This window comes from Vibrio genomosp. F6 (genome assembly GCF_005146325.1).
GTDB classification, from domain to species: domain Bacteria; phylum Pseudomonadota; class Gammaproteobacteria; order Enterobacterales; family Vibrionaceae; genus Vibrio; species Vibrio cortegadensis.
In genome coordinates, this window is the sequence record NZ_SYUT01000024.1 from 168,452 (window position 1) to 187,386 (window position 18,935).

Consider the following 18,935-nt stretch of genomic DNA (forward strand, 5'->3'; position numbering starts at 1 on the left):
TTACAACAGAAATATAAAAGCCCCGAACGCCAATACGTTCGGGGCTTTTTATCGGTTAGTAGCGAATACTACTTGATACCTTCAGCTTTAATCGATACTTGTTTTGATAGAATATCGAACGTAACTGTATATGCTCCAGTGTCTGCTGGTGTGAAGGCGATATTTCCATTGTTATCTGTTAGTGGTAATGATTCGTCAGCGACGGTGACAGCAGAGAAACCATGTTCACAATTGCCCCATCCACCACAAGTAAATTTAAACTCAGTCGTTTCATCAGCGGTGAGTTCGCCCGTTGTGAAAGTCACTAGAGTCGCATCTTTAGAGTCAGTTGTCATTTGACGTCCATCAGCGTGATCCCAACCTCCAGCAAGTGTTCCTGGAATAAACCATGTTTTATCTTTATAGCTTTCTGCTAATTTAGCATCAACAACGACCGGGTTTTCTGGGTCTGTCGCATCCAGCGAGAACTCGTACATTCCCATGTCAGTGAAGTTTGATGGGCAGTTATCGTTATCACAGCTGATTTGATCATCCCAAGAACCCTTGGTGAACTTATAGCCAGTATCGGTGCCAAGTCCTAGTTGGACAGTGTAGAGACCGCTGTTAGTGTAAGGAACTTCAATTGCTGAAGGGTTCCAGTTTGCTTGCTCAAATCCACCAGCAATGTATACCTTGGTTTTACCGAATGGAGGTAAGTCTGCTTTTTTCAGTGCAACAGGTAAACCTAGACCGCGTGCATCACCACGAGCTTGAACAAAGACAGCTGTTGACCATGCTGGAACCGTGAAAGTACCATCGGCAAAGCTTGCATCTCCTGCAATGCCATCAGTTTTATGCTTGCTGCTCAGTTCAAAGCCAGTTAGTGCGATCAGTTTATCTTCATTGTCCTTAAAGTCTTTAGCAGTCTGTGCGTTAGGTGTTGCGTTAATCATAACGACGATAGCATCAAGGGTTGGGTCTAAGTCCACAGTTTGTGTCGTACCATTATCAATGGTCATCACAATTAAACCGGTTGTTTGACCTTTGCCTGTATTACGGAAATCGACACGGTTCATGATTTCTTCAGCACTTGGCAGTGTCATCAAGTCGCTTGCTTTACGTAGAGTCAGTAACTCTTTGTAGTTCTCAAACATACGTTCCATATTGACAGCAGTAGGTTGAGAGTTTATGTCAGCCGTTGCACGAGTGATTTGGTCGTAGTTCGCTGCATCTTTCTCTTTTGCTGGTAAGCCTTTATTCCAGTTGTTATCCGCTAGAGTAAAGTCAACTAGGTTGTACCAATCACCGTAATCGTAAGAGTCACGTTGCATCGATTTAGAACGAAGGAGTTCACCACCCATATGGTTAAATGGAATCGCTTGGCCTAGTAGAACCGTAGACATACCGATCGTTTGCATCTGAACACGTTCTTCAACGGTCGCTTCTTCGGCAACTTTGAACATGTTGCTGTCCCAGAAGGTTTGGTTATCGTGTTTAGAAACGTAGTTTTGAACTTCCCAAGGTTGCTCTGCATAGCCTGCGTTTTGGCCGTTGTAATCGATAGATGAACCGACTTGCGTATTGCCTTCGAAATCAACCATCTTGAAGTTTTTAAGGTTACCCGCCATGCCTAAACGAGTAAGGTCAACTTGTTGTTGAGCACGCTTAACTTCTGCTGCCGATACGTTACCTTCTGCATCAAGCATTCGCTCGTTAGGAAGCGTCGCTGCACCCGTTGCAAAGCCTTGAGTCTCTCTGATTGAATCACCGCTATCGAATGGGCTACCGCCACGTACTGCGTCACGTAGACGGTCAGAGAATGAACCAATACCAGTACCACCTAGGTTTGGTTGAGTCGCTTGAATGAAGCGTTTGTTATCTGCAACTTCACCAAAGTTCCAACCTTCACCGTAGAAGTAAACATCAGGATTCACTTTGCGAGCAGCTTCTAAAGTTCCTTTCATTTGTGACAGTGGATGGTGTCCCATCAAATCCCAACGGAAGGCATCGATCTTATAAGCTTCTGTCCATGTTTGAACAGAGTCATCAATCAGCTTAGCAAACATCGCATTTTCTGGTGCGGTATTGTCACAACAGGTAGAAGTTTCAACAGAACCTGTATCTGGCACTAAACGTTGGTAATAAAGCGGTACGACTTTATCAAGTACTGACTTGTCGTTAAGGCCTGATGCGTTGGTGTGGTTGTATACCACATCGACGACAACGTTCATGCCAACATCTTTTTTAACTGACTGAACCATTTCACGGAACTCAAGGATACGTTTGCTACCTTCAGCATCGGTGGCGTATGAACCTTCTGGCACAGTGTAGTGGTATGGGTCGTAGCCCCAGTTGTAGCTATCGACAGCACGAACATATTCGTTTAATGCTTCAACAACAGCGTTGTCTTTATTGTCTTCTGTTTGAAGTTCTTCAAAGGCTTCTGCGATGGTGTTGCCACTGTCACAGTACTCTTTGAATTTGTCGTCGTTCTTGATTTCCGGTTTAAGTGAACACAGTTTGCTGAATGGTTGATCGATATTTGCGACTTGCGATGGGTCTTCGTTGATCGTTGCAATGTCAAAAACAGGCATTAAGTGTAAATGGGTCATCCCCGCTTCACTTAACTGTTTTAGGTGATCAACCGGTTTTGAGTCCGCTTCTGTAAACGCTAAGTATTTACCTTTGTTTTCAGTGCTAGCATCACGAGCAGAGAAGTCACGAACATGTGATTCGTAGATCACCATGTCAGATAAATCACCATCAGCTTCATTTTGTGGATGAGGTGATTTTAAACTATCCCACCCATCTGGTTTAAGATCATCAGAATCAAGGTCAACTGCTTGGCTGTATAGAGAGTTGGTCGATAAGCTGACTGAGTATGGGTCAGTTACTTCGTAGCCGTAGCCTTTTTGTTCGCGAGGTTGGAAAACCTTCATCGCATAACGGTAGAATTGGCCATCAACCGTATCTTTCTCTAGCTCAACACTCCAGCTGCCTGACTTGCTGTCTTCTGTCATCTCATGGCGCGATACAACGGACTTGCCGCTATTGTAAACAACCAGTTCAACATCGGTTGCTGTTGGAGCCCAAAGACGGAAAGTAACGCCATCATCGCTGTAGATCGGGCCATACTCTAAGTCGGTCGCCGCTTCAGCAAAGATTGCGTCAAGAGCACCAGCATATTGAATCGCAGTTGATGAACGTAATTCAGAGGCTTCGCCATCAGCGCCATTACTTGAAGAGATAGCGACCATGCTACCTTTCATCAGGTTTGCTAAAGCTAAGTCAGCAGGAAGTGTCGGAATTTCAAACGCAGGGTAATCAGCTAAATGTGGGAATTTCGCTTTCTGTTCATCCGAAAGATCTGTACTCGTTAGTTTGATAGATGTACCGCTTACAACACCATCTTCCGATACGTCAAATTTACCATTAGGCGTGAACATTATTTGTACTAAGTCGGCGCCTGAACCAGCTTTCCATACCATAGTGTTGTCATCTAATAGGATGGCACCAACGGTATCAATGGTAAATTCAGATGATGGGCCACCTGTTTCAAACGCAAGTGCTCGGGTCGCGTAAGACGTTTGGTTTCCTGGGATATAAGTGACGCTTGGATTATCAGCAATATTTGAGATATCGATAACTAAATCGCTGTTAATCAACTTATCTTTATTTGAGTTACGGAAAATGACATTGAAACATTGAGTCGGATCATCCGTTACAGGGATGTACCACACTGGACCAAACTCGTCAGAGTCGCTTGGAGTCACAGAGACATCATCCCAGCCATTATTGACCGCTGTAGGGTCGACGGCATTACAGTTACTGTTATTCCAAATATGTAGGTTCAGGTTACCGTAGCCATCTTTATCGGCACCTTCTTCTTTGTAATCACCAAGTGCATCATAAAGGTTCAGTGCAAAGTAGCCTGACGCTGGAGCAGGAAGCTCATCAGGAGCGGAAACTTTCGGTAATTTTACATCCGTTCCCGTTTGATCTAGGCCGTGAGAAGCCATGAAGGTGTCTTGACGAGAGCCCGTGATTTTTGTGCCATTTGAAGCGACACCCAGTGATTTTCCTGCGTCATCAGCATCAATTGCGACAGGAACATCGGTCGAGCCATCTGAGATGTTACAAGCTCCAATGACATCTGCTGCGGTTAGAAGCCAAATTGGGCCAAATTCATCCGATGAAGTTGCGGTGAAACTTTTCTCACCGCATACAAGATTCCAATCAACCGTTTTTGTTACTGTTTTGAAAGTACTCACTGCAGGCGCGATGTAACTGACAACAACTTGATCGGCTGTTGGCGTTGGAGCGGCTGCTGGTAAATTAACACTCGGTGTTAGCTCGACTTCTCCTGGGGTTGAAGGAGCAGGGACCACAGGTGATGATGAGTCGCTATCGCTACCACAGCCAGTAATTACGGCCGCGGACAATAGCGGAATCATTGCCTTTGATAGGGTTGAAAGTTTAAAGAGTTTTGTATTCACGTTATATATCCATATTATGATGACTTTAATTTTAATATATTAAAAACATATGCCTTCTACTTAATGTGAACTTTATTTATAAAGTTATTTTTTTGGGGTTATTATCCATTTGGTAATATGCGAGTCACATTTTGTAGTGCATTTTTTAATGCAAATGTAGATCAATAGCTCAATTATTTTTCTGTTTTTTATAAGGGCGTAGAAATAAGGTGGAGAAGAGGGGGATGAGTACTAAGCCTCCATTTAGTGATGAAAGGCTTGTTTTTCGACTGGTTATTTTACGAAGCAAATTAACATTATTGTGTGACTGGTTGAATGGGTGAAACAGTTATGCTCTATCTATTTTGTTGATTATAAATGATTATTTTAGATTTATCTATTGTTGGTAGGGTTGTGCTTTGGATGGGGATAGGTTGGCGGGTAAAGTTGTGAGTTTATTGTTGCATTTTGAATTGGGCGGATGAGATATTAGACTGGCGGCGGTTATAAGTGATTTAAATATACAGGATATGATGTCTTTGAAAGGCGATAAAAAAGGTACAGCCAATTGGGTGTACCTTTTATTATTATTTTCTAAACAACTTAAATTATTTGGTGATTTGTTTCGCTGCCATATCCAAGGCTTCTTTTACGGTTTGCTTTCCTTGCATTGCATTATCAATTGCAGCACCTTCTGCGAACCAGTATGCCGTCATTTGAGGGATGTTTGGCATTATTTCGCCATTCTCCGCATTGATCATTGTTGACTTGATTCTTTCATCACTTTCTAAGATTTTTTGGAACGATTTAAGGGTTACAGCCCCTAGAGGTTTATCATCGTTCATGATTTTAAGTGATTCATCTTTGTACAAGTAATTTTCCAAGAACTCAACGGCTAGGTCTGTATTAGGGCTCGCAGCGTTGATACCAGCACTTAGTATGCCTACGAATGGATTGCCTTTACCACCGTTTAGGGTTGGTAGAACCGCGACACCATAATTTACGCCAAGTTTATCTAGGTTACCCCATGCCCAAGGGCCATTAATGGTCATTGCCGCTTCACCTTTCGTGAACGCACCTTCAGCAACGGAGTAGTCCATATTTGGGTTAATTACCCCTTTATTTACCATATCCACTAGGAATTGAAGGCCGTGGACACCTGCCGCGTTGTTTACGCCAGTGCTTTTTGCATTGTAGCCTGTTGCCGTTTTTTCAAATGCAAATGCGCCACCAGAAGAGATCATTGGCCAGGTGAAGTATGCGTTCTTAACATCCCACATTAGGCCAGTTTTGCCTTGGGCTGCCATCTCTTTATGAATGGACTCAAGTTCTTCCCATGTTTTTGGTGGGTTTGGAAGTAAATCTTTGTTGTAAATAAGAGAAGGAGTTTCAATCGCAACTGGGTAGCCGACGAGTTTGCCGTCAAATGTTACGGCATCCCAACTGAAGTCTGCCAACTTGTTCTTGAACTCTTTGCTTGGGTTGATTTCATAAAGTAGGCCAGATTCAGCGTAGCCACCAAAGCGGTCATGAGCCCAAAAAATAATATCAGGACCGCCACCCGTTGCGGCAGCTTGTTGGAATTTCGCTTCTAATGAATCTGGGTGCTGAACTCGCACTTTAACGCCGGTGTCTTCTTCAAACTGTTTGCCAATAAGGGATAAGCCATCATAGCTTTTATCGCCATTGATCCAGATAGTAATTTCGCCTTCTTCCATCGCCATAACTGGTGATGCGATAAGAGTGGCAAGAGCACAGACAGATAAAGTTTTAATTGCACGTTTCATAATGTATTCCGTTATATCGAACGTTCCGTTAGGCGAAAAGATATCCAATTCACAGCTAGGTTCGCTCAGGTTTGAAGTGAGACAACTATTTGAATTTTTCTCTATTTTACGAGGTTGGATAGTGGTTGAGAAATAGGCTAAAGGTGATCTGATATAGCTAAAAACTATTTCATAGTAATTATGAGTGACGCTAATCAACATTTACAAAGAATTGCGCTTGAAAAGTATTTAAAGAAGTGTGAGGAGGAACGGAATATTTTCTTGAGTAATATCGACCTAAAAATAGGGCACTTCGAAAAGTGCCCTAAAGATCTATTTTATTAAGCTAAACGCATATGATGCGAGAGGTTGTAAAGGAATGGAAAGCGACCCCACTCCCTCTTTGACGGTCAATAATAGTGACTGTTTCCCTTCGATTTGCTCAATGAACTGATACTCACCATCGCTTAATTGCCATTTTTCTATTACATCGCCGTTTATGGTTAACGTTGGCTCTAAGCTTAATTGGCTATCAAAATTAGCCACAACAATAACAACTTGGTGATGATCATGACGGGCGAACAGATACGTTCGTTGTCCAAGTTGCTGCTGGTTTCGGAGATATAAATCATCAAATTTCCCAGTCATGCAGGAAGCATTGAGAGAAAAGTTGAGTAAGCTCTTATAGAAGTTGCGCAGTGATTTTTCATTCTCAGTGAGCAAATGGCCATCAAATTTACCGTCATTCATCCATCGCTGATGATGTGGAACGCCGATATAATCAAAGATAGAGGTTCTAGACGGTTGTCCGAATCCGGCCTCTTCTGCGCCAGGTTCTCCCACCTCTTGACCAAAATAGATCATGGTTGGCGAACTACTCATGAGAGTGCTGATCAGCATTGCTGGGCGAGCTAAGTTTGCGTCCCCAGCAAATTGTGGTGAAGCAATACGTTGTTCATCATGGTTATCTAAAAAGTGCAGCATGTGATGTTCAATATCTGCCATGGCCGATTGGATATCAGAGATGTTTTTTGTGTCTCCACGCCCTTGGATGATATCTTTAAGTGAATCGTATAAATCCACTTTATCGTATAGATAGTCCATTTTTCCTTGATGAATATAAGTGCGATAAAGATCGGGTTGATAGACTTCAGCCATCAAAAAAGCGTCGGGATTTTTCATTTTGATTGCCGAGTTCATATAACTCCAAAACTCCACGGGCACCATCTCTGCCATGTCATAACGGAACCCATCTACCCCTTTGTCGAGCCAGAATAACGCGATATCACGGAACTTTTTCCAAGAGTCAGGCACCTCTTTTTGTTGCCAAAAGGCGAAATGCTCTTGATAACCAAGCTCTTCATAGTGTTCTGGAAGTTCGTCAAAATCTTTGCTTCCATCAGGTCTAACACCATAATTTATCTTCACGGTCTCATACCAATCATCAAAATTAGGTTTGGCAAGCCTTGAGCCATTTCCAGTCCATTTGGCTGGAGACTCATTGAACGGTGCTTGTAATGAAGGGTGCATTTCTCCCCCGAGAGGTAAAAATTGCATTGGGATATCAGGCAGTTGAAATGCTTGTTTTGGGATGTAGTAAAAGTTGTTATGGCGGTGATATTCGACGCTTGTGTCATCGTCATAGCCGAAGTCTTGAACATCTTCTGGGTTGTTTAACCCTTTGTACTGACGAGCAATGTGATTCGGTACAATATCAATGATCACTTTTAAATCATGTTGATGGCTACGTTCGATGAGTTGCTCGAATTCTTGATTTCGTCGAGCAGGATCGTCAGCCAAGTCAGGGTTTACGGAGTAGTAATCTTTGACAGCATATGGAGATCCTGCTCGTCCTTTGACAACGCTAGGGTGATCATTGCTGATGCCATAATTTTGATAGTCTTGAATCACAGCATGGTGGGGTACCCCGGTGTACCAGATATGGGTTATTCCGAGCGATTTAATTTCAGATAGTGCCGTGTGGGTAAAGTCACTGAATTTTCCAATTCCATTTTGTGCCGCCGTTCCCCATGGCTGATTAGTCGTTGATGTATTGCCAAATAAACGAGTGAAGACTTGATAAATCGAGAATTTGTGGTTTTGCATATTTGATATTACCTTGTGTTTCATCGCTTTAACCCAATTTCATGAATTAATCACACCGTGCCTACTGATAGGTTGGAGGTATGCATTATCTTTGGGTAAGTTATTGAAAGTAAGCCACTGTTTGTTGTTAGTGATTTTAGGCTAGCGAAATTTATTCTCGGATAAATCATCCTTTACTCATCTTTAGGGGCGTAGGGTTCGCTTTGAGGTCTCAGTTTTCAATTTTTATTGCTTAATTGAGTGCTGTTTGTACAAATAGATGAGTGAATAATGCTCAAGTTTTATATAATCGAGCCGCTATAAAACTAATAATTACGTTCTGTTTAAGAGATTTTAAGCAGTAGTGCTGAATAACCATAAAAGAATGATATTTATGAGTACGATGGGAATTGCGATTGGAGCGACATTGCTTTCTTTAGTGCTAGTGTTCGTTTGGTTGGTTTCTCTCTCTTTAAGAAAGCAGAGAATCGAACAAGAACGCAAAGCGAGAGAAGTGGCTTATCGTAAAGCGATTGAAAAGGCAAAGCAGCAAGAGCAACAAGAGCGAGTATTCAAAGCTGAAACTGGGCATGTACCAACGATTTTGTTTTTGGCTAAAGAAGCAGAACGAGGAAATTTGAAAGAAGCACTGTACTGGTACAATAAAGCGGCTAAATTGGACAATGTAAGTGGCATGTACGGTGTGGTTAGAATCAGTGATCGCGTAAAAGATGACCTTATCTTGAAAGAGCAGGCTAATTTTTGGAGATTGAGTATCGCTGCGGCTGATGGTGATAAGCACGCAAAATATGAAGCAGGCAAAGCCCTAATTGGCGGGCGAGGCACCGATAAAAATATACCTAAAGGTGTCTCTGTTATTGAAGAAGTGGCTGATGAAGGCAATGTTGAGGCAATGCTTTTTATGGGCGATTGGAGTATGTCTAAAGAGAACATGAATAAATCACCAGTGGCTTCTTCTGAGTGGTATCAGTTTGCGGCAAATAAAGGGAATAGTAACGGTCGTATCAAGTTAGGCTTGAACTATCTGCATGGTATCGGTGTTGAAAAAAGCCACACAAAAGGGTGTTACTGGCTAGAGCTAGCCGCTGAAAAAGGAAGTTATGAAGCGATGTATCATGCCGGTGAGGCATGGCGTGAACACGGCGCGAATGGCAATGCGATTGCGTATATATGGCTATTTCTTTCGGCTCACTTCGGTTATGAACCAGCACGGGCAGCAAGGGATGTGGTTGGTGGGATCATTGATGTGGAAACGGTCGTGGGGCTTCAAACTCTTTCAAAGCCGTTAATGAAAAAGTTAACGGAAGGATCTGCCCCTAAGCATTCGATTATTCGAGCATTGAATAAGTTGTATAAGCGAGAAGAGTTCTTCCCTGAAAAATTAAGTTCTGAAGATGTGCAGCCTGTTGATAATGTAGTTGTCGAAAGTGATGATGTTAATAAGTCTGCTTTCGATGTCAGTTTTGATTTTCTACCCAATAGCGATTATTCGGCTGAAGATAAATCGCAAACTCATTAGAAGTATTCAAACTAGAAACAAAAAAAAGAGAGCAAATTGCTCTCTTTTTTATATTTATCGGCTAACTTATTGTGCCGCTTTCTTTTGCTCTGATTTACATACCGCAGCGGTGAATACGACATCTGTTGAGCTATTTAGCGCTGTCTCAGCAGAGTCTTGAATCACACCAATGATAAAACCAACCGCGACGACTTGCATTGCTACGTCGTTTGAAATACCAAATAAACCACAAGCTAATGGAATCAGCAGTAGTGAACCACCTGCAACGCCTGAAGCACCACAAGCAGAGACTGCGGCAACTACACTCAGTAGTATCGCCGTCAGTAGGTCAATTTCAATACCCATTGTATGAACAGCAGCAAGAGTTAGCACTGTGATTGTTATTGCCGCGCCTGCCATGTTGATTGTTGCACCTAGAGGAATGGATACAGAGTAAGTATCTTCATCTAGCTTAAGCTTTTCACATAACGCCATGTTGACAGGAATGTTAGCCGCGCTTGAACGAGTGAAAAACGCAGTGACACCACTTTCACGAATGCATTGGAAAATCAGAGGGTATGGATTTTCTTTGGTTTTTACATACACAATGATCGGGTTAACCACGAGTGCAATGATCGCCATTGAACCAAGCAATACGAACAGTAGTTGAAGGTAACCACCAAGTGCTTCAAAACCGGTCGTAGCAAGCGTTGAAGAAACCAAACCGAAGATACCAAATGGCGCTAGGCGAATAATGAAACGGACGATTTGTGATACGCCGTGGCTTAAATCTTCAAAGACGGCTTTGGTTGTATCTGATGCATGGTGAAGTGCTAAACCAAGTCCAACAGCCCACGCCAAAATACCAATATAGTTAGCGCTCATTAACGCATTTACTGGGTTATCGACAAGTTTGAACAGTAGAGTATTTAAAACTTCCGCGATGCCTTGTGGTGGTGTTGTGCCTTCCGCACCCGCAACCAGTGTCAAAGTGGTTGGGAACATGAAGCTCATTAGAACAGCGGTTAATGCAGCAGCAAAGGTGCCAAAAAGGTATAAAACAACAATTGGACGCATATGCGTGTGTTGATTTTTCTTTTGGTTAGCGATCGAAGCAGCAACAAGAATGAAGACTAAAATGGGTGCAACCGCTTTTAATGCTCCGACAAAAAGGCTACCCAGTAAGCCGACACTTTGAGCGCTACTAGGAGAAGCACTAGCAAGTACTGCACCGAGAACGATACCGGCGAGTATTTGAAGTACCAGATTGCCCCGGGCAAAGCGGGCGATAAGGTTGTTGTTTTGCATATATATCCCTGCAATTAAGTTAATTTATAAGTTTTATAGTATTTCAGTTATTTGCTAACTGAATATCTGACATATTAACTACACAAAATTTTGTGTCTAGGATTTTATTGAATATGGGATAAAAGCTTATCTTATGTTGATTTTTTGGGTGTTAAATGTTGATAAAATGATTTGTTTGAGTGTTTTATTGCGCTGAAGGGGCGTTTGTCGATTTAGACGTCATTCATGGGGTTTAGCCGAATAGTGATTGGCTCAATGTCGGCTAGCGGGTTAAGGCTAGCCGATATAGTGACAGAGAGTGCTGCTCTAGAAGCCTTTCTTCCTACTTCGGCTTTCTGATTGCACATTTCTGTACATTTTTCCTAACTGTTTATAATGGGCTCGTTGCTGAGCGAGTGTGGCACCATTGCGAGCTTGTTCTCTGAGCAACTTTAAATAGTTGCTTAAACGACGCTGCTCTAGTTCCCCTGATTCCAAAGCCTTCTGTACCGCACAACCAGGTTCGGTCTGATGTTGGCAATCAGAGAAGCGACACTGCTTTGTTAACGCTTCTATATCGGAAAACGTTTCACTGACCCCATCAGCACAGTTGGCTAATTGAAGCTCCCTCATTCCCGGAGTATCCAGCAGTAACCCACCGTTTGGCATACAGTGGAGTGAGCGGGATGTGGTGGTATGTCGCCCTTTGCTGTCGTCCTCTCTAATGCCACCCGTTTCTTGATCATCACTTTGCATCAAGGTATTCACTAAGGTCGATTTGCCAACCCCAGAAGAGCCCATAAACGCGACGGTTTGTCCTAACTTGCACCATGCATTCAAGGTTTGAACGCTGGCGTGATCAAGGCTATTCACGCTTTCAATCATAAGCATAGGGTCTAGATTTTGAACTTGTTGGCATTTTGCTTCCACATCATCGCATAGGTCTGCTTTCGTCAATACGATCACAGATTCGACCTGAGCTTCATTCGTCATTGCCAAATAACGTTCAATTCGACTTAAGTTAAAATCATTATTGAGTGAAACAACAATGAAGACCGTATCGATGTTGGCTGAGATATATTGCTCAGCCACTTTGCTGCCAGCGGCTTTTCGGCTAAACAGTGACTGTCGGTCTAGTAACCTAAGAAATTGTTGGTTGGCGTCCAGAATGATCCAGTCTCCAACCGTCATTAGTGGCTGGTTTTGATGGATTGGAAGAGATAATTCCCCTTGCTCTGTTGCTAATGTATAACTGCTTCTGTGATGCGCGGTAATGCGCGCGATGACATTTGATTCGTAGTCTTCGAGCGTAAGTTGTTGCTGAAAAACAGGCTGCCATCCAAGTTGTTGTAAGGACATTGGATGAGATAAATTTAGATTAGAATTCATTATTACGTATACCCCAGACGTGAAAATACGAACATTTACGTCTTAGAAAAATGTTAGGGTCGAATTCGAAATATGTCGGACCCCGGTTAAGTGACCGGGCAAAGAAAAGAAGAGGTGAAGTGTTTTATGTCTATAAACTGTTGATTGATTTGAACAGCTTAAAAATTGAGCACACGTTATAGCGTTTAGTTAAAAACCATGGGTCGAGTGCGTTGTTACCAATTACTTCTGCTTTTCTGCCTGGCTAGTCGTTTTCAATACAATCATGATTATTCCTCCAAAAATTTAAGATTAATTATTGCACGCAAAGCATAGCAAAAAGGGCGGGATAAACCAGCCCTTTGTTGAAATTTTTCACTGTATTAATGGTGCTTCATTCCACTCATTACTTTTTTAACTGGAGCTTGCATGGTCTGTTTTTCACCATTGGCAAAAGTAAGTTCGACATCAATACTGCTGCCTTCCGTTAATGGTGAAGCTAAGTCAAATAACATGATATGCAAGCTACCTGGTTTCAGTTCAACCGTTTGGTTTGCTGGTATTGTGATCTGCTTAACCTGGCGCATTTTCATCATATCGCCATCTTTTATCACATCATGCAGTTCTACTTTTCCTGCTGCGGGTGTTGTGGCAGAAACAAGCACACGATCGATATCTGTGTGGTTCATCAGAGAGACAAATACCGCGCTATTCACAGCCGTTGGTGGTGTTGCTCGTGCATAAGGGTGATGAGTCATGATGTCCATATTAGCTTGAGCAAGAGGGCTAAGTAATAGTCCTGTCAAAAGTAGGGTTTTGAGCTTCATTGATATTTATCCTTCTGGAGAGGTTTGGGTCAGAGTGTTTATCGCTTCCACGATTGGCGCTGGAGAAAGCGTATGTGGCACTTTTTTGATTAGCGTTCCATCGGGTTTTAAGAAATAGAAGTAAGAGCTGTGATCCAGCGTATATTCAAGTTGAGAACCTTCTAGTTCTGTTTTCCGGAAGATCACGCCATAGTGATGAGCAAGAGTTGTCGTGATCTCTAGAGGGGCCGATAGCCCTTCAATCATTGGGTGGAAATATTGTGCATATTTAAAGGAGTCATCAGCGGCATCTCGTTCAGGATCGAGAGAGATAAAGATAGGGCGCAGTTGGGATTGCTGCTGTGGATCTATTTCATTGAGAGCGCCAGATAACATCGCTAATGATGTAGGGCAAACATCAGGGCAGCGCGTGAAGCCAAAATAGACAATACGAATGCGCGGATCTTGAGGGTCAAAAATAGCGACTTCTTGATTATCTTTCCCAAATAATACGGTATTGGCTGCTTGTTGTTCTGCTGCGGCTTGTTGCTGTTCTAAACGAATAGACGCTTGCCCATCTAAATAGGCTTTGACACCATAGCCAAGAGCAAACGCAACAACGAGTATTAGTGACCAATTTCGGCTCATCTTTTCATCCTTAATGCAGGGTAAACGGTAGTTTTTCCATCGGTAAGCTCGCCTACCCATGTCATCTCATCAATGGTGCAGATAGGAAGAATAATCTCCCCTTGGTAAATTCCGTCAGCTATTTTGGCGAGGCTAAATCGAGCAGTCCCCATATTCATCTCAACCCCTTGCAGGTTTAGGACTAGCTGAGAAGCATCAGTATTTGGCCATTCGACTCTAAACACCGTAGGAAGTAAAGGTTGCGCAGCGTCTCGGCTGAGCGTCATACCTACTTGGTTTTGCGAGCAAGTTTGAGTCGTGACCATACAATAGTCATCAATCATTTTTGTTTTTGGCTGAGAGACAAGTTTAGAGAGATCAGAGGCAAAAAAACCGATGCCCACCGCGAGTGCGATGCCGATGATTTTTGTCGCTGGATGTTGTAAAAAGGAAGCGTTGACCGATGAATCAGAAGCCATGTTAGAGCATCACGTGTAATTCTATAAAAGTAGATGCTATCACAGCTAATTGTAGGTGACTGTAATTATGGAGAAATTTGTGGTGACGGTCAGAAAGAAAAAGCGGAGCCTATAGCTCCGCTTGTTTTTAATCATTGGGGATTATGAATGTTGGTTGCGCTCTGCAAACTTTTCTAGTCCAAGAACTAACCCTATCGCGAAGCACATCATCACAATGGAGAGTACTAATTGGGAAGGCTGAGCTGTCACTGATTCGAAATCAAAAGGGGAGAGGTTGTGCTGAATTAAAGGCACCTCTTCACCTTTCGAATTGATACGCCAACTAATGGTTTCTTTCCAAGGCCAAATTTTTGGTAGGGTTCCAATCATCAATCCTGTTAAGAATATTAATGTGAAATCTCTAAACGATTTTAATAGCCAAGACAATACGTGAGAAAACGTAAGTAATCCTAGTACGCAACCAGTTAAGAACAACGCAAGTACGTCGATTTGGAAGCCTTTTACAGCCGCGAGTACAGGTGTATACATTCCAATTAATAGCAGAATAAAACTGCCTGAGATACCCGGCAGAATCATCGCGCATATCGCAATCGCACCTGCTAACAGAACGTTGAGGCTTGTTGGCTCAAGTTGAAGCGGGCTGATAACCGTTATGCTGTAGGCGAAAATGACACCGAGTAGTAGAAACATAAATCTCGTGACATCTCTTTTCTCGATCTGTTTAAGGATATGGAAGACAGAAACCAGAATGAGACCGAAGAAAAAGGACCATAAGGGTACTGGGTGAGTGACAAGTAGCCATGAAATTAATTTTGCTAATGTGGCGATACTCGTGAGAACGCCTCCAAAAAGAGAGATTAGGAATAATCCATTTACATGAGCAAATGCAGATTTGAAGCCTTCTCGTCGCCATAGTCCAAACACGCTTGGGTTTATTCGGCGAATGCTTTCAAGCAAGGTGTCATATATTCCGGTGATGAATGCGATCGTACCGCCAGAAACGCCAGGAACAACATCGGCCGCCCCCATCGCCATACCTTTAAAAAAAGTGGTTAAGTAGTTCATTACTTTAACTAGTTAAATAAGAGTGCTGAGCAGTATACAAATATTCGTGTAGAAAAAATATGAATAAGGTGAGGATGTTGGCTTTGTGCTCACCATTGAGTCATAGCAACTGAATGCATTGCTTTTTGAAACGGTTCGCAAAATAGGAATGCAGTTTGCAAAAAAAGAATAAGAAAAATTGATTTATTGGGAGATACTACCAAAAATAGGTATTTAATAATTGGCACATATACTGCATAATCTATATCGACCCTTCTTAAGCCGAGGGTCACCTAGCCAACTGACGTTGTTAGTGAATAAATTTTGTTCACAGTATATATAAGCCAATTGCCACTTTTTGCGATTGGCTATTTTTTTGCCTGCAGCTTTACTTAAAGAGCTATTTTTAACAGAACTATTTTTTAACAGAGCTTTTTGCTTAAAGATCTATTGGATAAGCGGGTGACGTGCGCTTGTTTAAAAAATACAGTGTGTTGCAAAATCTCCAGCTTCATTCGCTGTCCAATCGCCTTTAGGTTTATCTTGCATATCTTGACACCACTCTTTACTGCCGACTTCGGTACATGCCATTAATTGTCCTGCCATGAACAATACGATCAATGCTTTTTTCATTTTTATCTCCTTATTAGAAAGGCTGATGTTTTCGCACCAGCCTTATGTTTACATCTACTTTAGTTTATTTCGAGTTAATATCCCATCAACTGCAACAAGTTTTCAGCGGTACTGATCGCCTCTTTTCGGTTCGCTATATTGAGCTTTTGGTATAGGTTTCGAATGTGGGTTTTGATCGTTGTTCCGGCTACATCAAGCTCCTGAGCAATTTGTTCGTTACTGAAACCTGAATATATTAGGCCAAGAACTTGCCATTCCCGCTGGGTCAGAGGACTTGTCCTAACCAACTCAGGAATATTAGGGTGGTTGATCAGCTTTTCAATAAACTCTTCATCAAAGTGAACCGAACGGCTTCTTTGAGTTGTCGAAATGTCTTTCATCAACTGTTGAGCTCGGTGACGTTCTAGATCGCCAAGTTCAAGTTTATTGCTGAGTTTCTCAAGTAGATGTCCAATCGTAGCGCCATCAACTAAGAAGTTGCCAATCATGCCAGTTTGATTGGTCATGCTCAGGGCTTCTTTCACCAATGCTTTGGCGCGGTCTTCCTCTTGCAACTGAACGGCAAGCACTGCCTCAACGATTAAGTTGCGGTTTGTATCTGTGATCAGATTTGAATCAAGGGCTTCTTGAGTGAGAAAGTCTAATGCCGTTTGCGCTTGGTCGTACTGTTCTAGGCTAATGTGTGCGCGAACAATATTACGCCATTGCAGTTGGCAGAAATGGTTGCTTGCTTTTTCTGGACGCACGGCGGTATCGAGCCACTCTTGTATCGCTTGCTTATTCCCTTTCGCTTGCCAATATAAAAGCAAAGAGAGTGAAGCGTTCGCTGTCCAATCTACGTGGTAGGTTGATTGCTTTAGCAAATGTAGAATTTGATCGATAAATCGCGATGCTTTGTCTAGTTCACCTCGCCCAATTGAGATCCGAGCAAGCATAGAATAGCTATGTAGATGTTTACTTGGAGAGTGATTACCTAGGATATCTAGTCCTTTATATGAACACTCTTCAGCTTCATCTAAACGGTTCCAACACCACAGAACTTGCGCTCGAACCCGCAGTAGAAACTCATGCAAAGGAACATGTTGAAGCTGATGCTCTTCGATGAGTTTAAATGCTGATTCTTGAAGTTCAAATGCGGCTTGAACATAACCTTGAGCAATTAGTATCTCGCTTTGCTGTAATATTGCCCATAGCGCTTGATGGTAGACTTGGTATTGACGCGCCAGTTTTTCGGTTTGCTGCATCATAGGAAGCGCTCGGCTTAAGTTGCCCAGCACATGGTTCACTTCGCCAACAACGGAGGTCGCAACAATACGACTGCGATAGATGGTGGTATCGAGTTGGCTTAGTGCCAGTTCCGCCATTTCTAATGCGAGTTGAGGGTTATTACTGTTAATCGCTACTTGCGCTCGTAAGGCATTAAACTCGCCTTGCTGTTGTGTGTTTAGCTCAATATTACGTTCTTTTCTCTCTGCTTCTGCTTCGGCTAAAAGAGTCCCAACTTGATCATAACGGTGCTGGCTTTGTGCTAACCATGCCTGAAGAATCGACAGTTTAGAATCACTGTATAACTGGTCTTTGGTTAGCTTTTTGATTGCAGACTCAAGAGCCGCTAACTCACCTTGGTTGAACATCTTCCAACCGTAAGTTGTTAAAATATGTGCGATCAAATCCCCATCATAGGCTTTTTGCGCATGATTTAGAGCTTGATGTGGTGTTTCGAGTTTTAACCACGCTTTGGCTGCACTTCGGTGTAGATCTTGTTCTTGTTGTGGAATTCGCGCTTGGCGTTCGTGTGACAAGAACTCTCCGAAAAGGTTATGGAAGCGATACCAGTTGTGTTCACCTTCTAATGGGTAGATGAACAACCCGTAGCGGTTCAGAGATTCGATCATCCCCAGAGCATCATCACGCTGTGTGAGAGCGCAAACGAGTTCATCATTGAAATGATCAAGAACAGAACACTGCATTAGGAAGTGACGTGTATCTTGATCTAAAAGGTCAAATACCTCTTCGACTAAATAGTCCCATAAATGAGCGTGGCTAAATTGAGAAACCGATTCAGCTGATTGTGCCAGCGTGCGCTTTTGATGCTGGGCTTGCAAAGCGATTAACTGCAGCGCAGAAGGCCAACCCTCTACATAAGTGCGTAAATTGTTTGCAGTGGCATCATCTATCCCATCCGTGACTCGTTGATTGAAGAATCGCGTGGTCTCTTCAGTATCAAAAGCGAGTAACTCATTACCTATTTCAATCATCAGATCGCGAACGCGTAGGTTGGCCGTTCCAAGCGGAGGCGTCGCACGACTGGTCACAATTAAAGTGAGATTGTCTGGCATGTGTTTCAAGAAGAAGCGCATGGCTTCGTGGATCTCGTCATTGGTGATTAAGTGATAATCATCCAATACGAGGTAGCACTCTTGGTGAAAAGTGGACATCTCAGCGAATACTTCGCTAAAGAGAGAGTGCAAAGATGAAAATTGACGGCGCTCAGCTAACACTTGCGAGTTAGGACAGGATTGTTGTGTCGCTTTATTTATCGACTGCAATAAATAGTTAATGAAGCGAAAGGTATCATTGTCGCTATCGTCAATGCTGTACCAGCCGATATTGGGTTTGTCTGACAGCCATTGTGCAGCCATGGTTGTTTTTCCATAACCAGCAGGAGAGCGAAACAGAACAAGCTTATAGAACGGTGCTTGTTGCAAGAGGTCTAATACTCTCGGCCTCACTATAGCGTTATGCAATCGTCCGGGGCGAGTCAATTTTGAAGGAATCCACATGTCTTTAATTCAGCCTGTAAGGGTTGGTTATTATTGTTAGACAAAGTCTATAAAAATACTTCGAAAATACGTTCTATTTAGAAT

12 protein-coding genes are annotated in these 18,935 nt (G+C 42.7%); 1 reads left to right on the top strand and 11 read right to left on the bottom strand.

Going from position 1 to position 18,935, the window contains the following annotated elements; genetic code table 11:
* Positions 1 to 68: 68 nt before the first annotated feature.
* The 3 genes from pulA to FCV43_RS09690 form a co-directional block, all read right to left on the bottom strand.
* Positions 69 to 4,433: a pullulanase-type alpha-1,6-glucosidase gene (pulA, locus tag FCV43_RS09680; RefSeq protein ID WP_136995175.1), complete on the bottom strand. Its 4,365-nt coding sequence runs from the start codon at positions 4,431 to 4,433 to the stop codon at positions 69 to 71.
* Between the two features lie 629 nt (positions 4,434 to 5,062).
* Entirely contained in the window at positions 5,063 to 6,241 is a 1,179-nt protein-coding gene (malE, locus tag FCV43_RS09685) for a maltose/maltodextrin ABC transporter substrate-binding protein MalE (RefSeq protein ID WP_017052235.1), read from the bottom strand.
* 312 nt (positions 6,242 to 6,553) lie between these two features.
* Positions 6,554 to 8,326, bottom strand: a complete 1,773-nt coding sequence (locus tag FCV43_RS09690; protein WP_136995036.1) for an alpha-amylase family protein — start codon at positions 8,324 to 8,326, stop codon at positions 6,554 to 6,556.
* Positions 8,327 to 8,699: 373 nt separating this feature from the next.
* On the opposite strand from FCV43_RS09690, the gene FCV43_RS09695 reads away from it, so the two are divergent.
* Positions 8,700 to 9,845, top strand: coding sequence for a tetratricopeptide repeat protein (locus FCV43_RS09695; protein ID WP_136995037.1), 1,146 nt, complete (start codon positions 8,700 to 8,702; stop codon positions 9,843 to 9,845).
* Positions 9,846 to 9,911: 66 nt separating this feature from the next.
* Here FCV43_RS09695 and sstT read toward each other — a convergent pair whose 3' ends face one another.
* From sstT to malT, 8 genes are all read right to left on the bottom strand, one after another.
* Positions 9,912 to 11,132, bottom strand: a complete 1,221-nt coding sequence (gene sstT / locus FCV43_RS09700) for a serine/threonine transporter SstT (RefSeq protein ID WP_017052239.1) — start codon at positions 11,130 to 11,132, stop codon at positions 9,912 to 9,914.
* A 306-nt stretch (positions 11,133 to 11,438) separates the two neighbouring features.
* Positions 11,439 to 12,500: a ribosome small subunit-dependent GTPase A gene (gene rsgA / locus FCV43_RS09705; RefSeq protein WP_170961636.1), complete on the bottom strand. Its 1,062-nt coding sequence runs from the start codon at positions 12,498 to 12,500 to the stop codon at positions 11,439 to 11,441.
* 362 nt (positions 12,501 to 12,862) lie between these two features.
* A complete protein-coding gene (locus FCV43_RS09710; protein ID WP_113798562.1) occupies positions 12,863 to 13,306 on the bottom strand; it encodes a copper chaperone PCu(A)C in 444 nt (147 codons plus the stop codon).
* A gap of 6 nt (positions 13,307 to 13,312) precedes the next feature.
* The gene (locus tag FCV43_RS09715) at positions 13,313 to 13,933 is read right to left on the bottom strand and encodes an SCO family protein (RefSeq protein ID WP_136995038.1); all 621 of its coding nucleotides are present in this window, start codon (positions 13,931 to 13,933) and stop codon (positions 13,313 to 13,315) included.
* Positions 13,930 to 14,391: a hypothetical protein gene (locus FCV43_RS09720; protein WP_017052243.1), complete on the bottom strand. Its 462-nt coding sequence runs from the start codon at positions 14,389 to 14,391 to the stop codon at positions 13,930 to 13,932. Before FCV43_RS09720 ends, FCV43_RS09715 begins: the two co-directional genes overlap by 4 nt.
* Before the next feature lie 141 nt (positions 14,392 to 14,532).
* Positions 14,533 to 15,456 carry a DUF368 domain-containing protein gene (locus FCV43_RS09725; RefSeq protein ID WP_136995039.1) on the bottom strand — a complete coding sequence of 308 codons (924 nt, stop codon included), beginning with the start codon at positions 15,454 to 15,456 and terminating at the stop codon, positions 14,533 to 14,535.
* A gap of 456 nt (positions 15,457 to 15,912) precedes the next feature.
* Positions 15,913 to 16,068, bottom strand: a complete 156-nt coding sequence (locus FCV43_RS09730; protein WP_017052246.1) for a DUF3012 domain-containing protein — start codon at positions 16,066 to 16,068, stop codon at positions 15,913 to 15,915.
* 74 nt (positions 16,069 to 16,142) lie between these two features.
* A complete protein-coding gene (gene malT, locus FCV43_RS09735; protein WP_136995040.1) occupies positions 16,143 to 18,851 on the bottom strand; it encodes an HTH-type transcriptional regulator MalT in 2,709 nt (902 codons plus the stop codon).
* Positions 18,852 to 18,935 lie beyond the last annotated feature (84 nt).

Bases quoted from the DNA above. Each gene is read 5' to 3' on its own strand.
- FCV43_RS09725 (WP_136995039.1), bottom strand. From the start codon at position 15,456: ATGAACTACTTAACCACTTTTTTTAAAGGTATGGCGATGGGGGCGGCC.
- malE (WP_017052235.1), bottom strand. From the start codon at position 6,241: ATGAAACGTGCAATTAAAACTTTATCTGTCTGTGCTCTTGCCACTCTT.
- FCV43_RS09690 (WP_136995036.1), bottom strand. From the start codon at position 8,326: ATGCAAAACCACAAATTCTCGATTTATCAAGTCTTCACTCGTTTATTT.
- malT (WP_136995040.1), bottom strand. From the start codon at position 18,851: ATGTGGATTCCTTCAAAATTGACTCGCCCCGGACGATTGCATAACGCT.
- rsgA (WP_170961636.1), bottom strand. From the start codon at position 12,500: ATGAATTCTAATCTAAATTTATCTCATCCAATGTCCTTACAACAACTT.
- FCV43_RS09715 (WP_136995038.1), bottom strand. From the start codon at position 13,933: ATGAGCCGAAATTGGTCACTAATACTCGTTGTTGCGTTTGCTCTTGGC.
- FCV43_RS09695 (WP_136995037.1), top strand. From the start codon at position 8,700: ATGAGTACGATGGGAATTGCGATTGGAGCGACATTGCTTTCTTTAGTG.
- FCV43_RS09720 (WP_017052243.1), bottom strand. From the start codon at position 14,391: ATGGCTTCTGATTCATCGGTCAACGCTTCCTTTTTACAACATCCAGCG.
- sstT (WP_017052239.1), bottom strand. From the start codon at position 11,132: ATGCAAAACAACAACCTTATCGCCCGCTTTGCCCGGGGCAATCTGGTA.
- pulA (WP_136995175.1), bottom strand. From the start codon at position 4,433: ATGATTCCGCTATTGTCCGCGGCCGTAATTACTGGCTGTGGTAGCGAT.
- FCV43_RS09710 (WP_113798562.1), bottom strand. From the start codon at position 13,306: ATGAAGCTCAAAACCCTACTTTTGACAGGACTATTACTTAGCCCTCTT.
- FCV43_RS09730 (WP_017052246.1), bottom strand. From the start codon at position 16,068: ATGAAAAAAGCATTGATCGTATTGTTCATGGCAGGACAATTAATGGCA.